We start from the raw sequence: 21,173 nt of genomic DNA on the forward strand, positions 1-21,173 counted from the left end.
GACTAATGAAATATAGAGTTAGTTGCGTAGATATATCCTAAGCCTTAAAAACTCTTACCCATAACTGGTCCATCCACCTAAATCACGTTCCTTTTTTTTATTTAATAAGTTTTACAATGGTCTATGAGAACAGAATTACAAATTAAAATCCTTAAAGTCTAAGGGGTCAAAGTTTTTAAAGTTGCCGTTCATTTCTATGGTCTTTTTGGTACGATTAACTTCGCTCAACATTGATATGGTTGAAATTAAATGCGACTTCATAAATAACAAACGATCACGCTCACTTGGCATTTGCAATAATTGGTACTCTTGGTCAAACGAAAGCCCCATTTTATGTACCAATACATAACTATTGAACTTCTCTAACGGCAAGGGGGTATAGGGCACGGCCATAAGCTCATACAGTTCGTGAATCTTATCTAGCACCTCCTTTTTCAAGGATTTATCCGCATCTCTTACGCTATCAATAAATTTAATGGTTCCGCCCGCGTAAAGCTTGCCATCCATTTGGTTTTTGAAACTTAGGATACGAAAAACTTGGCGTGCTACACAGGTTACATCCATAGCTCCGTCTTCGTAAGTATTTACAATTTCTACCAATTGAACTTCTGTTCCATAAGTCATACTATCATTAATATAAACAGGAATACCAAAGGTAACAGCCTCATTTCTACAATCTTTTATCAATTGCTTGTAGCGATCCTCAAAAATATGTAGCGGTACGGTTTCGCCCGGAAAAAATATAGATTGCAGTGGTAATAACGCCAATTTCATAGTGTAATATTTGCTCTAAAAATACGACCGAAATTACGAACCGCAAATTTAAATTACACAGACTCATGTTTCAAAAATAACAATTTGTTGTATTTTTTATATTTGTAACGGTTTTTTTGCCCATATAAGATTAACGGGTTAAATTTGCTTTAAATACCGAAGATATGAATAATGCCGATTTGCTAAATATAGCAAAAACATATGGAGACCCCGTTTACGTTTACGATTCGGAAAAAATAATTTCTCAGTTTGAGAGACTTACAAATGCCTTTAGCAGTGTAAAGAAGTTGAAACTTAATTACGCCGCCAAAGCTTTATCCAATATAGCCATCTTAAAACTAATGAACAGTTTGGGAAGTGGCCTGGATACGGTTTCCATACAAGAGGTTCAATTAGGCCTTCTGGCAGGATTCAAACCAGAATCTATCATTTTTACACCTAACGGTGTTTCTTTGGAAGAAATAGAGGAAGCATCAAAATTGGGGGTTCGCATTAATATAGACAACCTTTCTATTTTAGAGCAATTTGGCAGCAAGCACCCAGATGTTCCCGTTTGTATTCGCATCAACCCACATGTTATGGCAGGTGGAAATGCTAATATATCCGTAGGTCATATTGATTCCAAATTTGGTATCAGCATTCATCAAATTCCACATTTGTTACGCATTGTTAATGTTACCAACATGAACATTAACGGTATACACATGCATACCGGAAGTGATATTTTGGATATTGATGTTTTCCTTTATGCATCGGAGATACTTTTTGAAACTGCTAAAAACTTTAAAAACCTTGATTTTATAGATTTTGGTAGTGGTTTTAAAGTACCTTATAAAGAAGGTGATATTGAAACCAACGTTGAAGAGCTTGGCAAAAAACTAGGCTCCCGCTTTAACGAGTTCTGTAAAGAATACGGCAAACAGCTTACATTGGCTTTTGAACCTGGGAAATTCTTGGTTAGTGAAGCCGGTAACTTCCTTGCTAAAGTAAATGTAGTAAAACAAACTACTTCAACGGTATTTGCTAGTATTGATTCTGGTTTTAACCATTTAATTAGACCCATGCTTTATGGGGCTACGCATCGCATCCTTAACATATCCAACCCAGAAGGTAGAGAACGTTACTATTCTGTGGTAGGCTACATTTGTGAGACCGATACTTTTGCCAGTAACAAGCGAATAAACGAAATAAGTGAAGGTGATATTCTTTGCTTTAAAAATGCAGGGGCATATTGCTTTACCATGGCCAGTAATTACAATTCTAGGTTTAGACCTGCAGAAGTACTTTGGCATGAAGGCAAAGCTATTTTAATTAGGGAGCGAGAAACTTTTGATGACCTGATCAAACATCAAATAGATGTTAAAAATCTCTTTGCCACCAAGAAGGAAAAGGCTTTAGCAAAATAAACTTGTTGGATTTTCGTTAGTTTTGGTACATTAGTTGGACTAATACCGCAAAAATCAGAATGAAAATACGCACCACATACGCCTTAAAATTTGCCCTGTTTGCCTTTATAGGGCTAACTATCACAACCATGAACGCCCAAGAGGTAAAATGGTTGAGCTGGAACGAAGCGGCAGAATTAGTTGCAACGGAAAAAAATCCTAAGAAAATTTTTATAGATGTCTATACGGATTGGTGTGGATGGTGTAAAAAGATGGACAAGGATACCTTTCAAAATTCTGAGGTTGCTGCCTACATGGCCGATAATTTCTATATGGTGAAGTTAGATGGTGAAGGTAAGGACCCTATTGAATTTAAAGGAAAAACCTATAAGTTTATCCCCTCTGGAAGAAAAGGATATCATGAATTTGCCGCAGCCCTTATGCAAGGTAGATTAAGTTACCCAACCACTATTTTTCTAGACGAAGAAATGAACATGCTTTCTCCTGTACCGGGCTATCAAAAACCAGAGCCTTTCTTAAATATTGCCAGATACTTTGGCGATAATATTTACAAGGACCAAGACTGGAAGACTTATGCCGGTGAAAGCAAATAAACAAAAGAGCTACATATAACATTTTAAAACCCTGATATTGTAAAATAATATCAGGGTTTTTTATTCTCTAAAAGTTAGATTAGTTAAACCTCTTGTATTCGTTTTTACTTTTAAGTACTTTCATTTCATCAAAGTAAATACTCCCCGTTCAAAAGTTCATGAAAGCACTCTATATTACATTAGTTACAGCCTTAATTTTCTTATCCTGTAAAGACCGTACCAAGACAGCTCTTCAGTTAGAAGATGGGGTTTCCTTAGAGTTGGCAACTTACAGGAAAAACCAAGTTTCCAACGTCAACTATCAACTTAATTTTAAAATTCCGGAAGCGAAAACCCAGCCTATTCCGGCCCAACTGGTTTTAACTTTTCAAATTTCTGACGCAGATGCTCCACTGTATCTTGATTTTAAAGAACAAACTTCCCATTTAAAATCTATTGACGTCAACTCCAAGACCACAGCCATTGTTCACGAGCATGAACACATTAAAATAGACTCCAAGTACCTAAAAGCCGGGAAGAACATAATAGAAATAGATTTCATTGCAGGGGAATCTTCTTTAAACCGAAATGATGATTATCTCTACACCCTTTTAGTTCCGGACCGTGCCCGAACGCTCTTTCCATGTTTTGACCAGCCTAACATAAAGGCTACCTATTCTCTGGATATTACGGCGCCAAAAGATTGGACTGTACTGTGCGGAGCTCCAGAAATAAGTAAAGAGGATAATAACGGGGTTACCACTCATCATTTTGGCCAAACGGACCTAATGAGCACTTATCTATTCTCTTTTGTAGCCGGTAAATTCAATCTTACGCATCAAAATCCAAATGGTTTTGGCATGACTATGTTGTACCGGGAAACGGATAAAAAGAAGGTTGCCTATAGCACTGATACCATTTTTAACCTTCACCAACAATCCATAGCTTTTTTAGAGGATTACACCCAATACAAATTCCCTTTTCAGAAGTTGGATTTTGCTACTATTCCAGGGTTCCAGTATGGCGGCATGGAGCACGTGGGTGCAATACAATACAAAGAAAGTGCCCTGTTTTTAGATGAAACTTCTACTGAGAACCAAAAATTAAGAAGGTTAAAACTCATAGCCCATGAAACCAGCCATACGTGGTTTGGAGATTTGGTAACCATGGATTGGTTCAATGATGTTTGGATGAAGGAAGTCTTTGCCAATTTCATTGCGGATAAGATTGCCAACCCGGCTTTTCCGGATATAAACCACAACCTTTCTTTTATGACCACGCACTACCCAAGAGCGTACGGTGAGGATAGAACCAAGGGCTCCAACCCTATTCGCCAAGAATTAAACAACCTCAACAATGCAGGTTCGCTTTACGGAAGTATCATTTACAGCAAAGCTCCGATAATGATGCGCCAGTTAGAAACCATTTTAGGAAAAGAAACTTTTCAAAAGGGTATTCAGGAATATATAAAAACCTACAGTAATGGCAATGCCACTTGGAACGACCTTATACAGATACTGGCAAAAAACACTGAAGTAGATGTTGAAAAATGGAGTGCAACTTGGGTAAATGCTGCTGGGCGGCCTTTATTTCACGACCAAATAGTATATGATTCTAACCAAAACATAGCCTCTTTTGAAATAAGCCAGACCGCAGAAGACGATAGTTACCACATATGGCCCCAGACTTTTGATTTAACCTTGGTATACCAAGATAGCTTAGTAAACATTCCCGTTCAAATGACTGGGAGCAGCATTACCCTTCCAGAAGCCATTGGCAAACCCAAACCTTTATCTATCCTGTACAATTCCAATGGTATGGGCTATGGCGTTTTTCCGCTGCACGAATCAGAAACGGAAAACCTGCCCAAAATTACGGATGATGTGGCACGAGGATATCTGTTCATCAACATCTATGAAAATTTTCTAAGGGGGAATATTACACCAAAGGAGGCACTCCAATTCTATCGCAAGCACCTGGTCCATGAAAATAATGAACTTGTAGCTAATTTACTTTCGGGCTATATAACCCATATTTTTTGGACATTTTTATCCGCTGATGAAAGAACAGAGCATCAACCTATACTAGCCGAGCAACTTTGGTCCCAATTGCAATCGGACTTACCTTCCAATCTAAAGAAAACCTTGTTTTCAACTTTTCGTTCCATTGCTTACTTGGAGGAATCACGTACACAATTGTATCAAGTATGGCATAAGGATATTACGCTGCCAAATTTAAAATTGAATACGGATGATTATACCACTATGGCAGAAAGCTTAGTTCTTTTTCATCACCCAGATTCGGAAAATATAGTATTGGAAGCCAAGAAAGCTATAGACAATCCTGATAAATTGGCGGAATTTAACTTTCTCCTCCCTTCTTTATCTAATGATGAAACGGTTAGAAATGAATTCTTCAACGCTCTTCTAAACGAAAAAAACCGACAGAAAGAATCGTGGGTCTTAGATGCCTTAAGCCATCTAAATCATCCGCTTCGCGAAAAACAAAGCTTAAAAAACCTGAGAGCAAGTCTTGATATACTGGAAGAAATTCAAAAAACCGGAGATATATTCTTTCCAAAAGGCTGGCTGAACAATACCATCGGGAAACATACATCCGCTGAAGCATATACCATATTGGAGAATTTCCTAACCGAAAATCCCGATTTAAAACCAACAATCAAAAACAAACTAATGCAAGCTGCAGATGACCTTTATCGGGTACATGCCTTAAAAAACAAAGGCCAAAATAATTAATTTTGGCCTTTGTTTTTAATTGATGAACTATCTACTATAGTTAGGTGATTCTTTTGTTATGGTTACATCATGCGGGTGGCTTTCATTAATACCGCTAGATGTAATTTTTACAAAACGCCCATTTTCCTTTAGCGTATCAATATCTTTTGCCCCACAATATCCCATACCGGCACGAAGACCGCCAACAAATTGGTGAATACTCTCGTACAACTCTCCTTTGTAAGGAACACGGCCAACAATACCCTCTGGCACCAGTTTTTTAATATCATCCTCTACATCTTGGAAATAACGGTCTTTACTACCCTCTTTCATGGCTTCAACAGACCCCATACCACGGTAAGACTTAAATTTTCTTCCCTCATAAATTATGGTCTCACCAGGAGACTCTTTTGTTCCTGCCAAAAGAGAACCTAACATAACCGTATCCGCCCCTGCAGCAATCGCTTTTGGTATATCACCTGTATAGCGGATTCCTCCATCGGCAATAACAGGTACTCCAGAACCTTTAATAGCGGCAGCCACTTCTAGCACGGCCGAAAATTGAGGAAAACCAACACCTGCAACCACACGGGTGGTACAAATAGAACCAGGTCCAATACCTACTTTAACGGCATCTGCTCCTGCTTCTACCAAATATTTTGCAGCCTCGCCCGTAGCAATGTTACCAACAATAACATCCAAATCCGGGAATTTCTTTTTCACTTCCTTTAAAACGGAAACCACACCTTTCGTATGTCCGTGTGCGGTATCAATCACTACGGCATCAACACCGGCATTAACTAAAGCTTCGGCCCTGTCTACGGCATCAGGAGTAACTCCTATGGCCGCAGCAACACGTAACCTTCCGTAAGTATCTTTATTGGCTATTGGCTTTTGGGTAAGTTTTGTAATATCCCTAAAAGTAATTAGCCCAACCAGTTTATAATCCTTATCAACAACCGGTAATTTTTCAATTTTATTTTCTTGAAGAATATCTTCGGCCTGGGCCAATGATGTACCTTCACTAACCGTAACCAAATTTTTAGAGGTCATTACCTCAGAAATAGGTCGGTCATTGTTTTTCTCAAAACGAAGATCTCTGTTGGTAACAATACCTATTAACTTTCCTTCATCATCTACAATAGGTATTCCTCCAATACTGTATTCTTTCATATTGGCCTTTGCATCACGTACAAAAGAATCTAGGGGTAGCGTAACCGGGTCTATGATCATACCACTTTCCGCACGTTTTACTTTACGCACCTTAATGGCCTGTTGCGCTATAGTCATGTTTTTATGAAGAACACCAATACCACCTTCTTGCGCTATGGCAATAGCCATTCGCGATTCCGTAACCGTATCCATAGCAGCCGAAACGACCGGTACGTTTATTGTAATGTTACGAGTGAATTTGGTTTGAATATTTACTTCTCTTGGGAGTACTTCAGAAAAGGCAGGGACTAAGAGTACGTCATCATAAGTGAGACCTTCTCCAACAATTTTATTCAGGTGGGCTTCCATAGCAATTAAAGATTTAATTGCGTGCAAATGTAGTAAAATTAATTGGTTATCACCTTATTATCAATGTTGGATTACGAGCAAAACAAAACCTACAGAAATCACCCACATTCTTACGGCGAATATCTCTAATTCACATCAAAAAACTACTTCCATATATTTTGTTTTAAATCGATATAAAAAAGAAAAATACAACTACGCGAGTATCAACTGATTATATCTTTGAAAATCGTTTATAATTTAAGCTGAAGGGTGGTATAAAATGTTCTTGGTTCAGATGGAATAATGCCCGGCCCGGGATAACCCGTAGCCCTCCGGGTAAAATAGGAATTGTCCAAAAGGTTGTTGACACCCGCTTCCAACTTCCATTTTTTATAGGTGTAAGAAAGCGAAAAATCTAAAATATCATACGCAGGAATTTCCCCTTCTATGCCTCTCTGGTTGTCCTCTACGTCCTGAAGGGCGTTGGTTGCATCTGTAAATTGTTTGTCAAAATACGTATACTGTAGGCTTCCCAACAGGTTTCCATACCCAAAGTTCAAACCTGTTTTTAGATTTACCTTTGGAATAAATTCTACTTCTTTCCCTTCCACATTGTTCCTTTCGGAAGAAAGGTACTCAGATTGTGTCAAAGCCAAATTAGCGAAATAATTAAGCTTCACCTTTTCCGACTGTGGAAAGAAAGTTTCTTTTAAACTCCAATTGGCAAAACTCTCCAGCCCATAAATAAAGGCGGTTCCTATATTACCTCTTGCCCTTAGCAATCTTCCTGTAGAAACTTCTTCGCCAGCTGCATTAACCCGCGTTTCTTCTTTTAGAATTTCTCCCAGTCTATTGTCATAATACAGGCCATACACACTTACATCATAGGAGAGCACATCTTTAAACCTTCCTCTGGCGCCAAAATCTGCCGTAAAGCCATCTTCATCAGAAATATTCGGGTCAACTTGAAAAGAAGGATTCACTACACGTATATCACTAAAAGTTACAGAACGATAATTCTGCGAAAAGTTACCGTAGAGTTCTACGCTAGGCGACACTCTATAGGTAGCTCCCAAGCCCAAGAGTAAAAATGTTCGCTCAAAATCCCTATTATCATCTACCTCTCTGTTCAACAGCGGGTTATCCGCCAAGTCTAACGTAATTTCTCGATAGCTCCCTATACTCTCAGTCTTAATATGTTCCAATCTAAAACCGGGTGTCAAGGCCAACCTATCCGAAAGATTGAAAATATTTTCACCAAAAAAAGCGACATTAAAATTGGGGAAATTAAACTGGGATTGTCTCTCATAATTCGGGAAATCAACATCGGCAAATGTAAAATCAGCATCGGCGGCAGCGGTACCAGGGCCTTGCCTTTGGTCATTATCCGTTTTATAAATTTTGGAACCTAACAAAAGTGCAGATTCAGTGCCTCCTAAATTATAGCGGGTCAATACCCTTGCCTCTGCGCCCCAGTTACTAAAGTCATCTATCAATAACTCTCTAGGGGTGTCAATATTATCAACTTCAGAAACCCTGTTAGTTCGGAAACCCAAAGCTCTACGCGAGGCATTTAGACCAAATATGTTTAGGCTAAAATCTGTCTTGGTAGAAAACGCATGGTCTAATCGCAATGAATACAAACGCCAATCTACTTCAAACCAGTTTCGGTCTCGATTGCTAAAAGTGGGGTCTGCATAAAACTGGGCATCGGTCAGTCCACCGGGCTGCTTAGCCAAATAATGCATAAATGTGGTTTCCAAGCTCACCTTTGTCCTATCCGATATTTCATAACCCAAATGGGTAAAATAATTCTTACTGTTAAAATTAGAATTAGGTCTAAACCCGTTACCATCCTTATAATTTAGATAAGTGTAATAACTGAACTTACCCACTGTACCACTTAAACTATTAAAGCTCGTAAACAAATCGTACGAACCAACGGTCTGGCGAGAAATGAGTTCTATTTCCTTGTTTAGATTCGGTTTTTTGAACTTAAAATTGATTAAGCCTCCAAATTGAGTGCCGTACTGCAAAGAAGCGGCACCACGCACCACCTGAATTTCCTCGAGGGATTCGGCAGGTGGGGTGTAATAACTTTCTGGATAACCCAGTACATCCGCACTAATATCATATCCGTTCTGACGCGTGTTAAAATTGGCGGTACGGTTAGGGTCCAATCCCCTACCCCCAATATTCAGCTGCAGACCTGCATCACCATTATCATAAATATTAAGCCCCACAACCTGACTATATATTTGCCGCGCGTTATTGGCCGCAAGGTTCCCCGTAAGACCCTCCAAAAGAACTACCTCTGTCTTCTTTCCTGCATATATAGCGGTACCCTCTACTTTTTTAAGTTGTTTTAAAGCGAATACTTTCTCTCGTCTTTCAGTTAGAACTACTTCTGAAAGGGCTTGCGACTTTATTCGTTCTAGCTGAATATTAAGATTGAAGGCCGTGTCAAAAGTCAGTTCCTTTTCATAGATTTCATACTCAAAAGCAAACACCACAATAGTGTATTTACCCCCCGGAATGTTGGAAAAAACAAAATTGCCATCTGCCTGTGTAGTTTCTAAAAGCCGAAGTTCCTTTAGGTAGACCTCTGCATCTTGTACAGCGTTACCTTTGTTATCTACCACTTTACCGGTAATACTAATTTGGCCAACAGCACTTAATGCGGTTAGAAATGTTATAAGTACGATACTAAATTCCCTTAATTTCATCAGTAAAAGGTATTATCCATTTTTTATGTTCAAACGACTCCCGCTCTTGGCCAAGGTCTACTTTGGGGTCTATATAGGTAGTGCTCAATCTACCATTTAGCGCCACCCGGCTATCTACAAATATTTGTACGTTTTTGTGCCCGTCATTTTCAAAATGCTTTTTCAGGTACTGGGCATATTCTAAAATAAAGTCTGGCTGAAAAGACATTTGCTTTTCCTGAAATGGCGTTAAAAAATCGGAATTATCCACATAAAACCATTTACCCGAATCTTTACTGACTACTTTGAATTGTGCATAACCCGATTTTTCCATTAACATTACCCGCCAAGAAAACCGGTAACCTTCTTCCGTCCAGAACAACTCTCCCGGATATGCCAAATAACGCCAGGGCATTACCAACTGCACCACAAAAAACAGTGCTATTAAAATCAGTTTTGGGTTGGCTTTTTCCCTAACTGACAAAGCCAAAACCTTTCCATTATCAAATCGGTTTTTGTTTATGCGAAAAAAGCTTGCCAAGTAGTTTAGAAACTTACGGTGAAAAGACGAATCAAAAAATATTAAGGTTGATATAATCATGATATACGGAAACATGCCTATAGGGAACAACACCCGTGTCATCACATGAAAAATAACCACCATAATAAAAGCAAAAGGGCGTGTTTTCTTGTACAAAAGCAAAAATGGAATTGCTAGGTCATATCCAGCTCCAAACCAGCTGAAAGCGTATTGCACCCACTCTTCATGCAAAAACTGCCCAAAAAAAGGCGTATCAAACTTGGAGGGCAACCAAATTTTTAGGGGCATGGCCTTAAGGAGCCAATCGGAATTTAGTTTGGCAAGTCCTGCATAAAAATAGACAATGCCCAACATGAGCTTTATACTGTTGACCGTCCACGCCGAAATTTTCTGAAATGCTATTTGCGGCCTTTGTTTGGCATCCAAAGAGAAATAGGCATTGGCCGGCAAAAAAATCATTAAAAAGCTAAGCAGACTTATAAAGTAGTAATGGTTAAGATAGGTAGTCTTATCCATTAGTTCTATGTACGTAAAACTTAAAAAGAAGGTAACAATGGCCACTTTGTATTTATAGCCCAAGGTCACAAAGATGGCAGATAATGCACAGATGGCAAATATGAGATAGGTATAGACACCCAAGGGCTTGACCCATTCAAAACCATAATACGAGAAGAAAAATTTAGGCTGAATGTATAATTTTTCTATCCATCCATAACTCCAAAATCTTACAATACTAAGCAACATCATTACACCAAATAAAATGCGAAAGACCGCCAAAGGGGCGGCCTCTATTGGGGCTGATATATGTTTGCTAATGAAACGGGTCATTTTCTAATCGCCATCTGCATCAACAAAATCAATACTTACGCTCATGGCAGATACCATATCTACCTTTAGCAATGGAACAACACGTTGCACCTCATCATAGGCCAAAAGCATATTGGTAGGTGGTACATTGTCTTCTATTTCTTTTCGAAAAGGCTCCAATTCCTGAACCTTGGTTCTTGCTAAATTAAACTGATTGTTTATCAATTTCTTTAAATCATCTCCATCCTTAACTGTGTTCAGTGCATCTAAATAAGACGCCAAACTTTCTCCGGAAGTGGTTTTACCATAATGAACACCATTGAAAAAATCCTGAACAGCTTCAAGCCCTTCTAAGAATAGTTCATTGGAAATATCTGCCTTATAATAGGCCTCTACGTTTTGAGGAAGTACATTTTCAGAAAAAGCACCTACAGGAATACCCATTTTTCCCGCTCTTAAAAATTTCTCGTAGTAAAAAACATAGTCGTTAATAAAACGATCTACGGATGCGGTTGAGGACGCTCCGTTATTGGCCACAAAGGTTGCTCTGTATCCCGAGTTCCATTCCGCAAGAACACCTTGGGTAAGACTTACCATGTCTGCAATAATATCACCTGTATACGAAACCAAATTCTCTTTTTCGGTTCCATTGAATCTGTCCAAAATAGCTTCATCCGTATCACCTAGACCATTAATTAGGTAGTCCAAGGCAGGAAAACCTTTTGCATCTCTGTTAGAGGCCAAAGCCAAGTCATACCCTCCTGAACTTATAAAACCGTCCATTTTATCATTATCCGCAGGGTAAATATTCATATTCAAACGAAAACCTACGGTTTCTGCCGGTCCAATTTCGAACATAGAAACCCTTTGCCACATTTTATAGGCGGACAACCATGATGCTCTAAAAGCAATAAGATTAGCCTCGTTTGAATCAGTTTTAAACGCATCAAACGCGGTTTGCAAGTCCGTTATTTCGGTAGAAAATGCCTCGTAAGAAGGTATAATTATATTATCTGCCCAATTCACCAGCATGGGGCCACGCTCAAAACTTACCAGATCCGGGTTTGGATCTACTACAACATCATCTGTGGGATCACTTCCTCCATCAGAGCTACAAGCCCAAATCATTGCCGCTACAGCTACAATGGCAAAAAACCTCCTCATACCTTATTTTTATTTATTCTAAGTAAGCAAAAATATAAAAAGCAGCCTGTTAAACCTTAACAGAAGCTGCTTTTTTTTTACAACACTTAAATTTTAGTAATTACAACCCTTTGTTACTCGGCTGCTTGGGCTACTGTAAAATCGAATTTTGATGCAATATCCTCGGAAATCATATCAATAGTTTCAGCCTTTACATCCCATAATCCGTTAGCACCATCTCCCATTAAATCTTCCAAAAGAGCCTCAGATTCAGCTTTGGTAAAGTAAGGAGCATCCGTACCCGGTTTGCGGGTAAAGCGTAAGCTATAGATAAAGCCGTATGCTTCTGAAAGTGCATGAAAAGCATTTCCGTAATTTGGTGCCGCCTCGGCCAATGTTTCTTTTGCACGTTGCATGTAAAAAACACCTCTAACAGCAATTACTTCTGATATTTTTTCTCTAATTATATCTGCCTGAGCATCACGAACTTCGTAATCTCCAGCTACAATAGCAGCACGACCTAATTTAAAAGCCTGAAAAATCTCATCAGCAATTCCAGCAAAATCAGAATCCTCCTCTAATTTCCCGATGTACTCGTTCAAAAAGCTATCCGCACCAAGATCTGCATTAGGGTTGGAAGCATCGGCATTAAGTCCGTAAACGTATCCATAAGCTTCATCCCACTTATGCTCCATATTGGTATAGGACTTGCCTTCCAATACAGTTCCCGCGTCGTTATCAGCACGGCTAGAACCTTCATCTAAAACCGCTGTGCTCAAATAGTTGTTCAATGCTTGATCGGTCATTAAGGCTCCGATCAACCCTTTGGCGAACAATTGATTGTACTCAAGACCTTTAGCATTTACGTAACGGGTTCTCTCCCCATCCGCTAATTGACCTGCAACTCCAGCTTCGGCAGCAACATTCCAGTTGGCAAAGACTTCATTTACCTGACCGTCTATCCATGATTCAAAATCCGCACGAATAAGGGCTTGATCTGTTGCGTTGGTTGAAAAATAATCGGCAGAAGCCGCAGTCTTACTACGAAGACTCTTATCCGAAGCATTCAAATCTGCATCTTCAAAATCATCCGCACCCTCTTCATGGGCATACATAGCCTGCAAAGTTTCTGCAGTATTGGTATTGGTAGTGAAACCTCCTAAAAGCTCCTGAGCCATTAAGATACGTGTAGTCTGACCTCCAAAGCTAACCGTGGTTGCTCCATCTCTTTCAAAAGAATAACTAGTTGGATTGTCAATCATGATATCTTCGTTCATATCCGAAGCATTATCATCCGAGCTACAAGATGTAAGAAGAACTGCAGAGCTAATAGCCAATGTGTAAATAATCTTTTTCATTTTTGTGTGCGAAATTTATTTAGACTTGATTTAAATAAAGCGCCAAATTTAATACATGAAAATGTGCCTCGCAACATTATTCTTATTAAATCTAAATAACATTGAATTTAATATTTGCTCTTCCTAGTTATAGTGCGTGCTTTAACTATATAAAAATATATTTTATTACTATTTATAATTAATCTAAATAAAAATACTACTTTTGAAATGAGACTTAAGGCACTAAAGTTTTGAATATTTTATCATAGAATTGTTTAACCCCAAATGAATTAGCACATATTATGGAAGACATTAACCCTATTTACCACAACCCTTTTGGCGTAGCTTTTCAATGGAAAAGAAACTCAACAAAAGATTTTAGAAAAATACAGATTGTTTTTAGGGATACCGGGTTGTTATTGTCCCAAAACGAACTGGAACAGTTTAAAAAGAATATTGAATGCACAAAGAACAGTAATGCCATGTGCAGCGAGTGTGGCCAACACGAAACCTGCAGGTCTTAACTCTTAGACACTCCGGCTCCGCAAATAACCCTTGCCATGAACAAAAAAGAATTGGATGCCGTACATGATTTGGTAGATGGCACCTTGTTTCAATTAAACTTGAACAACTATCTGGACAAAATGTGTGGTGGGCAATAGAATTAATGATAGGCAGTAAACAGTTCGGTAGCTTTGTTATAAGCAGCCTCGAACACCATCCAATTAACTCCTGAATCTGCCTTTTCCGCAGTAAAATAAGAGAGCATTTTTTCCGTAGGCATATTACCGGTCAACTCGTCTTTTGCCATAGGGCACCCCCCGAAACCTTGAACGGCCCCATCAAACCTACGGCAACCGGATTTGTATGCAGCATCTACCTTTTCGTGCCATTTGGTAGGTGTTGTATGCAAATGCGCTCCAAACTCTATTTCTGGGTACCTTGGTATTAATTGCGAGAAGAGATATTGAATAACTTCTGGTGTTGAAGACCCTACCGTATCCGATAGAGATAAAATTTTAGCTCCCATTGCACTCAATTTCTCTGTCCATTCACCTACAATATCCACATCCCAGGGGTCACCGTACGGGTTTCCGAAACCCATAGAAATATAGGTTACCACTTCCTTGCCCGAAGCATCCGCAATATTCAGTATTTCTTGAAGTATTCCTACGGATTGGTCTATGGTTTTATGTGTATTACGCATCTGAAAATTTTCGGAAATAGAAAAAGGATATCCCAGATACTGAATTTCAGGATGGCGAGAAGCATCTTCAGCCCCTCTAACATTGGCTACGATGCTCAAAAGTTTACTTGTTGTTTTTGACAGGTCAAGTTGTGAAAGCACTTCGGCAGTATCCACCATCTGCGGAATAGCCTTGGGAGAAACAAAACTTCCAAAATCTATGGTATCAAAACCACAACCCAATAAAGCCTGAATGTACCTTACCTTTTCCTTGGTTGGAATAAAAGGTTTGATGCCTTGCATGGCATCTCTGGGACATTCAATAACTTTCACCTTTTCCATCATGCGTATTCCTTTCTAATGGGCCGGCCATGCCAACCCTTAAACCTACTCAAAATTAGCATTAATTATCCGATACTAAAATATAGACGGCAATACCAATGAACACAATGATTTGAAGCCATTTTAGATACAGGCCCACTTTAGAATTTTCTGTAAAATAAGACGATATACTACCGGAAAGCACCGCTATTAAACTAAAAACGATAGAAGATATGAACATAAAAATAAGACCCAGCACATAAAACTGTACCGTAGTACTTATTTCTTCACTAAAGAGAAAACCAGGAAAAAACGCCAAAAAGAAAATTGTGACCTTAGGGTTTAACACATTCATTATAAACCCTTGCTTAAACAATTGCCAAAGTCCTTTTTTAGGTACGGAACCTTCCGTCAGCTCCAAGGTACTGCTGCTTTTAAATACTTTATAGGCCAAGTAAAATAGGTATATGGCCCCCAGTAATTTTATACCAAAAAACAGCGTTTCACTTTCTTTTATTAGAACAGATACTCCAAAGGCTAACAAACTTGTATGAATCAAACAACCGGAAATAAGCCCGGCCGTAGTTGCCAATCCATACTTTTTGCCGTTTACCAAACTCTGCATCAACACATAAATATTATCGGGCCCCGGCGAAACGGACAAGGCTGCCGTAGCCAACATAAACGCATAAAGAGTTTCGTAATTCATGGTAATCTAATTCCTGCTTAAATTTAATACAAATCTTAGCCATCCCAGTTTTAGACTGGAAACCTTGTTATTTACGCTAAAGTAACTACTCTTTTTTATATCTTGTGTGAAATCTGGAGTTCAAAAAAATGTGCTTGGATTGTATTTTTTTAGTTGGTCGCAATTCCCCTTATGCTGGACCATAACCGTTATTGCATCTTAAAACTAAGGCCATGAAACAAAGTCAGATTACCTTTACCCTAAGTTTAGTTCTAGTAGCGTTGCTTTTAGTGGCGTTTGAAATCAGGAACGAAGCAAAACCCGCAGCCGAAACCGTTATGCAAAAAGATAGTTTATTACGCCATGTAGTATTGTTTAAATTCAAACCCGAAACTTCTAAGGAAGATATTAAAAAAGTGGAGGACGCCTTTACCGCATTACCCTCAAAAATTCCACAAATTGTAGGCTACGAATGGGGGTTGAACAATAGCCCCGAAGGTCTGAACGACGGTTTTACCCATTGTTTTTTCTTAACTTTTAATAGCGAAGAAGACCGTGCCACTTATTTACCACACCCAGACCACAAAGCTTTTGCAGATGCTCTAGGCCCATACCTAGATGGTGTTTTAGTGGTTGATTATTGGACAAAGTAAAACCGAGGACAATCTAACTAAAACTATATCCTTAGGTTTTTAGGACTGCTTTAGTATAGCCTTATTAATGCGCTTTATCAATGCTGGGCCTTCGTATATAAAACCCGTGTACAGCTGAACCAAATCTGCACCGGCTTCCAATTTTTCCAAAGCATCTTTTTCGGAGTGAATTCCGCCTACACCAATTATAGGGAAAGCTTTATTGCTTTTTTCCGATAAGAAACGGATTACCTCGGTACTTCTTTGCGTTAGTGGTTTTCCGCTTAGTCCGCCCATTTCCTTCGTGAGCGATTCTTCGGATTTTAAATTTTTCCTTTCTATAGTCGTATTAGTAGCTATAACACCATCAATCTTTGTATCGGCCACAATAGCAATAATATCCAGCAATTGGTCGTCAGTTAGGTCTGGTGCTATTTTTAAAAGAATAGGTTTTTCTTTTTGCTGCTTCTGCGAAGCTAATTTTGAGTTTTCTTTTTTAAGTTCCAGTAAAAGAGCTGTTAAAGGTTCTTTATCCTGAAGCTCACGCAAGCCTGGCGTATTGGGAGAACTTACATTAACCACAAAATAATCTACATGGTCAAAAAGCGCATTAAAACAAATAAGATAATCTGAAACGGCGTCCTCATTAGGAGTTATTTTATTCTTACCTATGTTGCCCCCAATAAGAACTTTATGTTCTTTTTTTAATCGTTCTACAGCATCTACGACCCCCATATTATTGAACCCCATTCGGTTTACTATGGCTTGGTCCGGCTTTAACCTGAATAATCTTGTTTTAGGGTTTCCTTCCTGTGGTTTTGGAGTTAATGTACCTATTTCAACAAAACCAAAACCAAAGTTGGACAATTCATTGTAAAGTTTGGCGTCTTTATCAAAACCAGCGGCCAGTCCCACTGGGTTTTTAAACCTAATCCCAAAAACTTCCTTTTCCAAGCGCGGGTCCTCAATCTTATAAATAGCCCTGAACAAACCGGAAAAACCGATTTTACAAAGAAAACGAACTAATGAAAAGGTAACGTGATGGGCTTTTTCTGCATCTAGCGAGAAAAGTAACGGCTGAAGAAAGGTCTTATACATGAAGCTGTGTAGTGTTTGCGCAAAAATACAAACTTAGCCTAGTATAGACACAACTTATTACAATTTTAAAATCCTAAGTACTGAATTGAAATAGGTCATCACGGCCTAACCGGCAACTCTTTACTCCTCCTCTACAGGTATTTCGTAACTCTTTGGTACCACTTTTATAGGAAGCCTTATAGCTTCGTTACAGAGCTGAAGATAACGCTCATATTGTTTAGTGTTGAAAGCAGATAGCAATTTTTTATCACTATCATAAGCTGCCTGTACCAATTGCTGCTGCAGCCCTTTATATTTTTCGGCCAGTTTTATAAGATCTTCCTGCGTACTTTGCGGATGTTGCGCGAGTAGCTTTTCAATTTGCTCCTCAACACTTTTTGTAGTCACTGCCAATTCTCCTTGAAGCGCCTCCATGAGAACTATCTGCTCCTCGTTCAGTTGAAAAATCGTTTTAATGGTTTCACTGTTTTTTCCACCTATATCCAATGTACAACTTTGTGCATATCCCACAGAAAAAAACATCATGAATGCTATAAAACCATATATTTTATGATACATATAATCTTGATTAAAATTCAACTTCGTTTATATAAACAACTATTTAACCAAAAAATTATATTTCTCCTGTGTATGATTCATTTACATAAAAAAAGGCTGCCCCACTGGGGCAGCCTTTCCGAACTAATTTTTCTCTTTAAAGTCTTACTTTAATGTAAAGTTTACCCTAGCAAATAAGAAGCGACCTCCAATACCAAATTGTTGCGCTCTACGGGACCAATCAAAACGACCTGAACTACGGTTATTAAACTGCTCTTCCGCTCTATCTGGATAGATATCAAATAAATTGTTGGCTCCTACCGTAAGTGTTAAAGCATCCGTGGCTTTGTAACCAATGGAAAGATCGGTCACCAACTTGGTGCCAAAAACCTGCTGATTTTCCACAACCGTAGTGGCTTCCGTTACTTCTCCAAAATATACGTTTCTTAAGAACATAATCCATTTATCGGAAGTTAAACTATTAGATAGGTTGATTTTTGTACGTGGCACGGCCTCTTCCAAATACACCCTGCTATCCTCTGGAAAATACGTATCAACTAAACCAGCATCCTCTAGGACCTGCGATGCGTTAATATCACCTATTTGATTGGTTTTAGAAAAAGTACCGGCTAAATCCGATTTTAACCTCCAATTATCGCTTAAGTTAGCTTGATGAGTAAGTACTACATCCAACCCACGAGACTCTGTATTAATAGCGTTCGCAAAGAAGGAGGCTGCGGTAGCATTGGCCTGGCGGAGCAAATTGTCCAATTCAGTTCCTGTACCTGGACCGCTAAACTGCCCGGTATACACTACTCTGTCGTTAATTTCCACATAGTAACCATCTACCGTCAATGTAAGATTTGCATCTGGAATTTTCGCTGTGAATCCAACACTAACACTACTTGAAGTTTCTTCCTTTAACTCAGGAATTCCCAAAAGCTTTGCTGCTCTACTGTTATTTGCAAAAGTTCCCACTTCTTGCGGATCTCCGTTCTGATCAAAAATTGTAGACGTAGAATTAAAGTTTATCTGATGTAAAGAGGGCGCTCTAAAACCTGTATTGGCTGCTGCCCTAATATTTAAGTTGTCATTGATTTTGTAACGCGTGGCCAATTTAAAATTGATGGTAGAACCAAAATCGCTATAATTCTCAAAACGCGTGGCAAAACTGGCCAAGAATTTTTCAGAGAAATCTGCCTCTATATCTATATAACCTGCAACACTACTCCTACCTCTAGATAATTCATTATTAGGACTAAACCCAGGGAACACCTGAGAACCTCCCGGTCTTGCATTTCCAAAGAAATCCGTTGGTACACGTACATCAGAATTTGGATTTGGTATTGTATTTTCATCATCATCCAACAAAGGCACACCAGCAGCATCCCTAACAATATCATCATAAGGATTGTTTATATTTCCGGTACCATCATATTGTCCATACGAAGCTGGTTCCCCCGCGACTATATCATAATTTTCAACACGATATTCCGCTCCAAAAGCCACATTCAATCCAGACAACGCATCTTCAAAAAAACGAGAAACATCCAAATTGGCCGTATTCTGAGCAAATGAGAATCCACCTGCATCAAAAATTGTTGGCGAAGCATTTTGCATGGAAGCATTAAAAGTATTTCCTATAGTATATAGAAAAGAGTTTTTTCCATAGGTGTTACTTAAATCAACATCCCACTCATTAATTTTTCCTTTAATCCCTACAGATAAAGACCTGTCTTTAATCGTGGAATTAATTTCAGGTAAAAATCCGTTATTATATGCAGGTGTAAATGTCCTGCTTTGGTTGGGTAATCTGTAAAAACCTGCAGAATTACCAGTTCTAGAACTGATACCCGCAAAAGAATATACCTCCGTTCCATTATCATCTAAAGGCATAGAAAAGTTGGCAAAAATTCGACCACCACGTAATGCAGACTGACCTACTCTCATGTTATAATCGCTACGCTGCTGGTTTCTTTCGGTAAGTTCGGAATCGGTAACATCATTAGAAAGTGGATTATAAAATATAATATTATTATTTTCATCTCTCTTTGTTGGGGTATGCAATTCTGATGAAGAGAATCCACTTATGATATCTCTATCGTTTTGGTCAAAAAAAGGTAAGTTTTGAGATAATCTAACTACATCTGCATCTTGTAGATTAGCAATATCTAAATTTTCACCTAGCGCTAGCCTTTCTATTGAGTTATACGCATTAAAAATTCCACCATCCCACTCATTCATTCTACCATAAGGCTGACGAACATCAAAATCACCAGAAAGATTTAACAAACCTCCATCTTTACCTAGAGGAACACCGTAACTAGCCGCAATATTGGTTGTTGCTCCATCTACACCTCCTGTTTGATCATTGGCATTCTTAGAAAAATTAGCACCACTAGTAACGGACATATTCAATTCGTTTACACTCTTGTTCAAGACTATATTAATTACACCTGCTATGGCATCAGAGCCATACTGGGCAGCTGCACCGTCTCTTAAAACTTCTATACGTTGAATTGCTGCCGCTGGTATAGCATTTAAATCCGTACCAACACTACCTCGTCCAAAGGTACCGTTAACGTTTATAAGGGAAGAGGTGTGCCTTCTTTTACCATTGATCAACACCAAAACCTGATCAGGCCCTAAACCTCTTAAAGAAGCTGGATCAATGTGATCCGTACCATCTGAAATGGTCTGGGTATTTGAAGTAAACGAGGGAGCTACATAATTTAAAATTTGGTTCAGGTTTACCTGAGGCGCAACGCTATTCAGTTCCTTCATACTGATTACATCTACCGGAACCATACTCTCTGTAGCCGTCCTGTTAGGATTACGGGAACCAATAATCACAACTTCGGACAACGCTACTCCTGAAGATAATTGCACACTCATGCCACCGGCCGCAGCGGTTACTTCTTTGGTTTCATAACCAATGTAGGAAATGACCAGCTTGTCCCCCACTTCTGCATCAATAGAAAATAAACCATCAAAATCCGTAGTAGATCCTGTAGTTGTACCCTTCACAACTACCGAAGCTCCGGGCAGAGGTTCACCATCTTCGTCTAATACCGTACCCGTTATCTGGGCACTAGCAATTCCTATGATACTCATAAAGAGCACATAGCACATTAAATACTGCTTTTTCATAATTAGTTATTTGAGTTAATTCATTGAAAAGTTAAGTATTT

The 21,173-nt window shown here is 38.9% G+C and carries 16 protein-coding genes; 5 read left to right on the forward strand and 11 right to left on the reverse strand.

Translation table 11 applies throughout. The features are described from left to right. Positions 1 to 135: 135 nt before the first annotated feature. Positions 136 to 774 (reverse strand): LON peptidase substrate-binding domain-containing protein, encoded by a 639-nt coding sequence (locus Q4597_RS18220; RefSeq protein ID WP_215441522.1) that lies wholly within the window; start codon positions 772 to 774, stop codon positions 136 to 138. A gap of 164 nt (positions 775 to 938) precedes the next feature. Here Q4597_RS18220 and lysA point away from each other — a divergent pair, with 164 nt between their 5' ends. The 3 genes from lysA to Q4597_RS18235 all read left to right on the forward strand — a co-directional run bounded on the left by lysA (position 939) and on the right by Q4597_RS18235 (position 5,508). After that, positions 939 to 2,180 carry a diaminopimelate decarboxylase gene (gene lysA / locus Q4597_RS18225; RefSeq protein WP_303407514.1) on the forward strand — a complete coding sequence of 414 codons (1,242 nt, stop codon included), beginning with the start codon at positions 939 to 941 and terminating at the stop codon, positions 2,178 to 2,180. Positions 2,181 to 2,239: 59 nt separating this feature from the next. After that, entirely contained in the window at positions 2,240 to 2,773 is a 534-nt protein-coding gene (locus Q4597_RS18230; protein WP_303407516.1) for a DUF255 domain-containing protein, read from the forward strand. 158 nt (positions 2,774 to 2,931) lie between these two features. Then, positions 2,932 to 5,508: a M1 family aminopeptidase gene (locus Q4597_RS18235; RefSeq protein WP_303407518.1), complete on the forward strand. Its 2,577-nt coding sequence runs from the start codon at positions 2,932 to 2,934 to the stop codon at positions 5,506 to 5,508. A gap of 27 nt (positions 5,509 to 5,535) precedes the next feature. Here Q4597_RS18235 and guaB read toward each other — a convergent pair whose 3' ends face one another. The 5 genes from guaB to Q4597_RS18260 all read right to left on the reverse strand — a co-directional run bounded on the left by guaB (position 5,536) and on the right by Q4597_RS18260 (position 13,541). Further along, on the reverse strand, positions 5,536 to 7,008 hold the full coding sequence (gene guaB, locus Q4597_RS18240; protein WP_215441514.1) for an IMP dehydrogenase: 1,473 nt from the start codon (positions 7,006 to 7,008) through the stop codon (positions 5,536 to 5,538). A 230-nt stretch (positions 7,009 to 7,238) separates the two neighbouring features. Next, positions 7,239 to 9,713, reverse strand: a complete 2,475-nt coding sequence (locus Q4597_RS18245) for a TonB-dependent receptor domain-containing protein (protein WP_303407521.1) — start codon at positions 9,711 to 9,713, stop codon at positions 7,239 to 7,241. Continuing rightward, positions 9,694 to 11,061 carry an HTTM domain-containing protein gene (locus Q4597_RS18250; protein WP_303407523.1) on the reverse strand — a complete coding sequence of 456 codons (1,368 nt, stop codon included), beginning with the start codon at positions 11,059 to 11,061 and terminating at the stop codon, positions 9,694 to 9,696. Before Q4597_RS18250 ends, Q4597_RS18245 begins: the two co-directional genes overlap by 20 nt. Positions 11,062 to 11,064: 3 nt before the next feature. Beyond that, positions 11,065 to 12,204: an imelysin family protein gene (locus tag Q4597_RS18255; RefSeq protein WP_303407525.1), complete on the reverse strand. Its 1,140-nt coding sequence runs from the start codon at positions 12,202 to 12,204 to the stop codon at positions 11,065 to 11,067. 113 nt (positions 12,205 to 12,317) lie between these two features. Beyond that, a complete protein-coding gene (locus Q4597_RS18260) occupies positions 12,318 to 13,541 on the reverse strand; it encodes a DUF4856 domain-containing protein (protein WP_303407527.1) in 1,224 nt (407 codons plus the stop codon). A gap of 281 nt (positions 13,542 to 13,822) precedes the next feature. Here Q4597_RS18260 and Q4597_RS18265 point away from each other — a divergent pair, with 281 nt between their 5' ends. Further along, on the forward strand, positions 13,823 to 14,044 hold the full coding sequence (locus tag Q4597_RS18265; protein WP_303407529.1) for a hypothetical protein: 222 nt from the start codon (positions 13,823 to 13,825) through the stop codon (positions 14,042 to 14,044). A gap of 140 nt (positions 14,045 to 14,184) precedes the next feature. Here Q4597_RS18265 and Q4597_RS18270 read toward each other — a convergent pair whose 3' ends face one another. Further along, positions 14,185 to 15,051 carry a hydroxymethylglutaryl-CoA lyase gene (locus Q4597_RS18270; RefSeq protein WP_215912647.1) on the reverse strand — a complete coding sequence of 289 codons (867 nt, stop codon included), beginning with the start codon at positions 15,049 to 15,051 and terminating at the stop codon, positions 14,185 to 14,187. A 58-nt stretch (positions 15,052 to 15,109) separates the two neighbouring features. Further along, positions 15,110 to 15,736, reverse strand: coding sequence for a LysE family translocator (locus Q4597_RS18275; protein ID WP_215441502.1), 627 nt, complete (start codon positions 15,734 to 15,736; stop codon positions 15,110 to 15,112). A 212-nt stretch (positions 15,737 to 15,948) separates the two neighbouring features. Here Q4597_RS18275 and Q4597_RS18280 point away from each other — a divergent pair, with 212 nt between their 5' ends. Continuing rightward, the gene (locus tag Q4597_RS18280) at positions 15,949 to 16,368 is read left to right on the forward strand and encodes a Dabb family protein (RefSeq protein WP_289063208.1); all 420 of its coding nucleotides are present in this window, start codon (positions 15,949 to 15,951) and stop codon (positions 16,366 to 16,368) included. A gap of 39 nt (positions 16,369 to 16,407) precedes the next feature. Here the strand turns inward: Q4597_RS18280 and Q4597_RS18285 are convergent, their stop codons facing one another. The 3 genes from Q4597_RS18285 to Q4597_RS18295 all read right to left on the reverse strand — a co-directional run bounded on the left by Q4597_RS18285 (position 16,408) and on the right by Q4597_RS18295 (position 21,132). Then, complete coding sequence (locus Q4597_RS18285; protein WP_303407533.1) at positions 16,408 to 17,445, reverse strand: quinone-dependent dihydroorotate dehydrogenase; 1,038 nt, start codon at positions 17,443 to 17,445, stop codon at positions 16,408 to 16,410. A gap of 120 nt (positions 17,446 to 17,565) precedes the next feature. Further along, positions 17,566 to 18,003 (reverse strand): hypothetical protein, encoded by a 438-nt coding sequence (locus Q4597_RS18290; protein ID WP_303407535.1) that lies wholly within the window; start codon positions 18,001 to 18,003, stop codon positions 17,566 to 17,568. Between the two features lie 144 nt (positions 18,004 to 18,147). Continuing rightward, positions 18,148 to 21,132: a TonB-dependent receptor gene (locus tag Q4597_RS18295; RefSeq protein WP_303407537.1), complete on the reverse strand. Its 2,985-nt coding sequence runs from the start codon at positions 21,130 to 21,132 to the stop codon at positions 18,148 to 18,150. Positions 21,133 to 21,173 lie beyond the last annotated feature (41 nt).

Origin of the sequence: Zobellia sp. 1_MG-2023, assembly GCF_030549125.1 — a bacterium.
In the GTDB taxonomy this organism is placed as follows: Bacteria; Bacteroidota; Bacteroidia; order Flavobacteriales; family Flavobacteriaceae; genus Zobellia; species Zobellia russellii.

Coding starts and splice junctions, on each gene's coding strand:
- guaB (WP_215441514.1), bottom strand. CDS start 7,008: ATGGAAGCCCACCTGAATAAAATTGTTGGAGAAGGTCTCACTTATGAT.
- Q4597_RS18285 (WP_303407533.1), bottom strand. CDS start 17,445: ATGTATAAGACCTTTCTTCAGCCGTTACTTTTCTCGCTAGATGCAGAA.
- Q4597_RS18270 (WP_215912647.1), bottom strand. CDS start 15,051: ATGATGGAAAAGGTGAAAGTTATTGAATGTCCCAGAGATGCCATGCAA.
- Q4597_RS18245 (WP_303407521.1), bottom strand. CDS start 9,713: ATGAAATTAAGGGAATTTAGTATCGTACTTATAACATTTCTAACCGCA.
- Q4597_RS18275 (WP_215441502.1), bottom strand. CDS start 15,736: ATGAATTACGAAACTCTTTATGCGTTTATGTTGGCTACGGCAGCCTTG.
- Q4597_RS18295 (WP_303407537.1), bottom strand. CDS start 21,132: ATGAAAAAGCAGTATTTAATGTGCTATGTGCTCTTTATGAGTATCATA.
- Q4597_RS18235 (WP_303407518.1), top strand. CDS start 2,932: ATGAAAGCACTCTATATTACATTAGTTACAGCCTTAATTTTCTTATCC.
- Q4597_RS18250 (WP_303407523.1), bottom strand. CDS start 11,061: ATGACCCGTTTCATTAGCAAACATATATCAGCCCCAATAGAGGCCGCC.
- Q4597_RS18290 (WP_303407535.1), bottom strand. CDS start 18,003: ATGTATCATAAAATATATGGTTTTATAGCATTCATGATGTTTTTTTCT.
- Q4597_RS18255 (WP_303407525.1), bottom strand. CDS start 12,204: ATGAGGAGGTTTTTTGCCATTGTAGCTGTAGCGGCAATGATTTGGGCT.
- Q4597_RS18230 (WP_303407516.1), top strand. CDS start 2,240: ATGAAAATACGCACCACATACGCCTTAAAATTTGCCCTGTTTGCCTTT.
- Q4597_RS18265 (WP_303407529.1), top strand. CDS start 13,823: ATGGAAGACATTAACCCTATTTACCACAACCCTTTTGGCGTAGCTTTT.
- Q4597_RS18280 (WP_289063208.1), top strand. CDS start 15,949: ATGAAACAAAGTCAGATTACCTTTACCCTAAGTTTAGTTCTAGTAGCG.
- Q4597_RS18260 (WP_303407527.1), bottom strand. CDS start 13,541: ATGAAAAAGATTATTTACACATTGGCTATTAGCTCTGCAGTTCTTCTT.
- lysA (WP_303407514.1), top strand. CDS start 939: ATGAATAATGCCGATTTGCTAAATATAGCAAAAACATATGGAGACCCC.
- Q4597_RS18220 (WP_215441522.1), bottom strand. CDS start 774: ATGAAATTGGCGTTATTACCACTGCAATCTATATTTTTTCCGGGCGAA.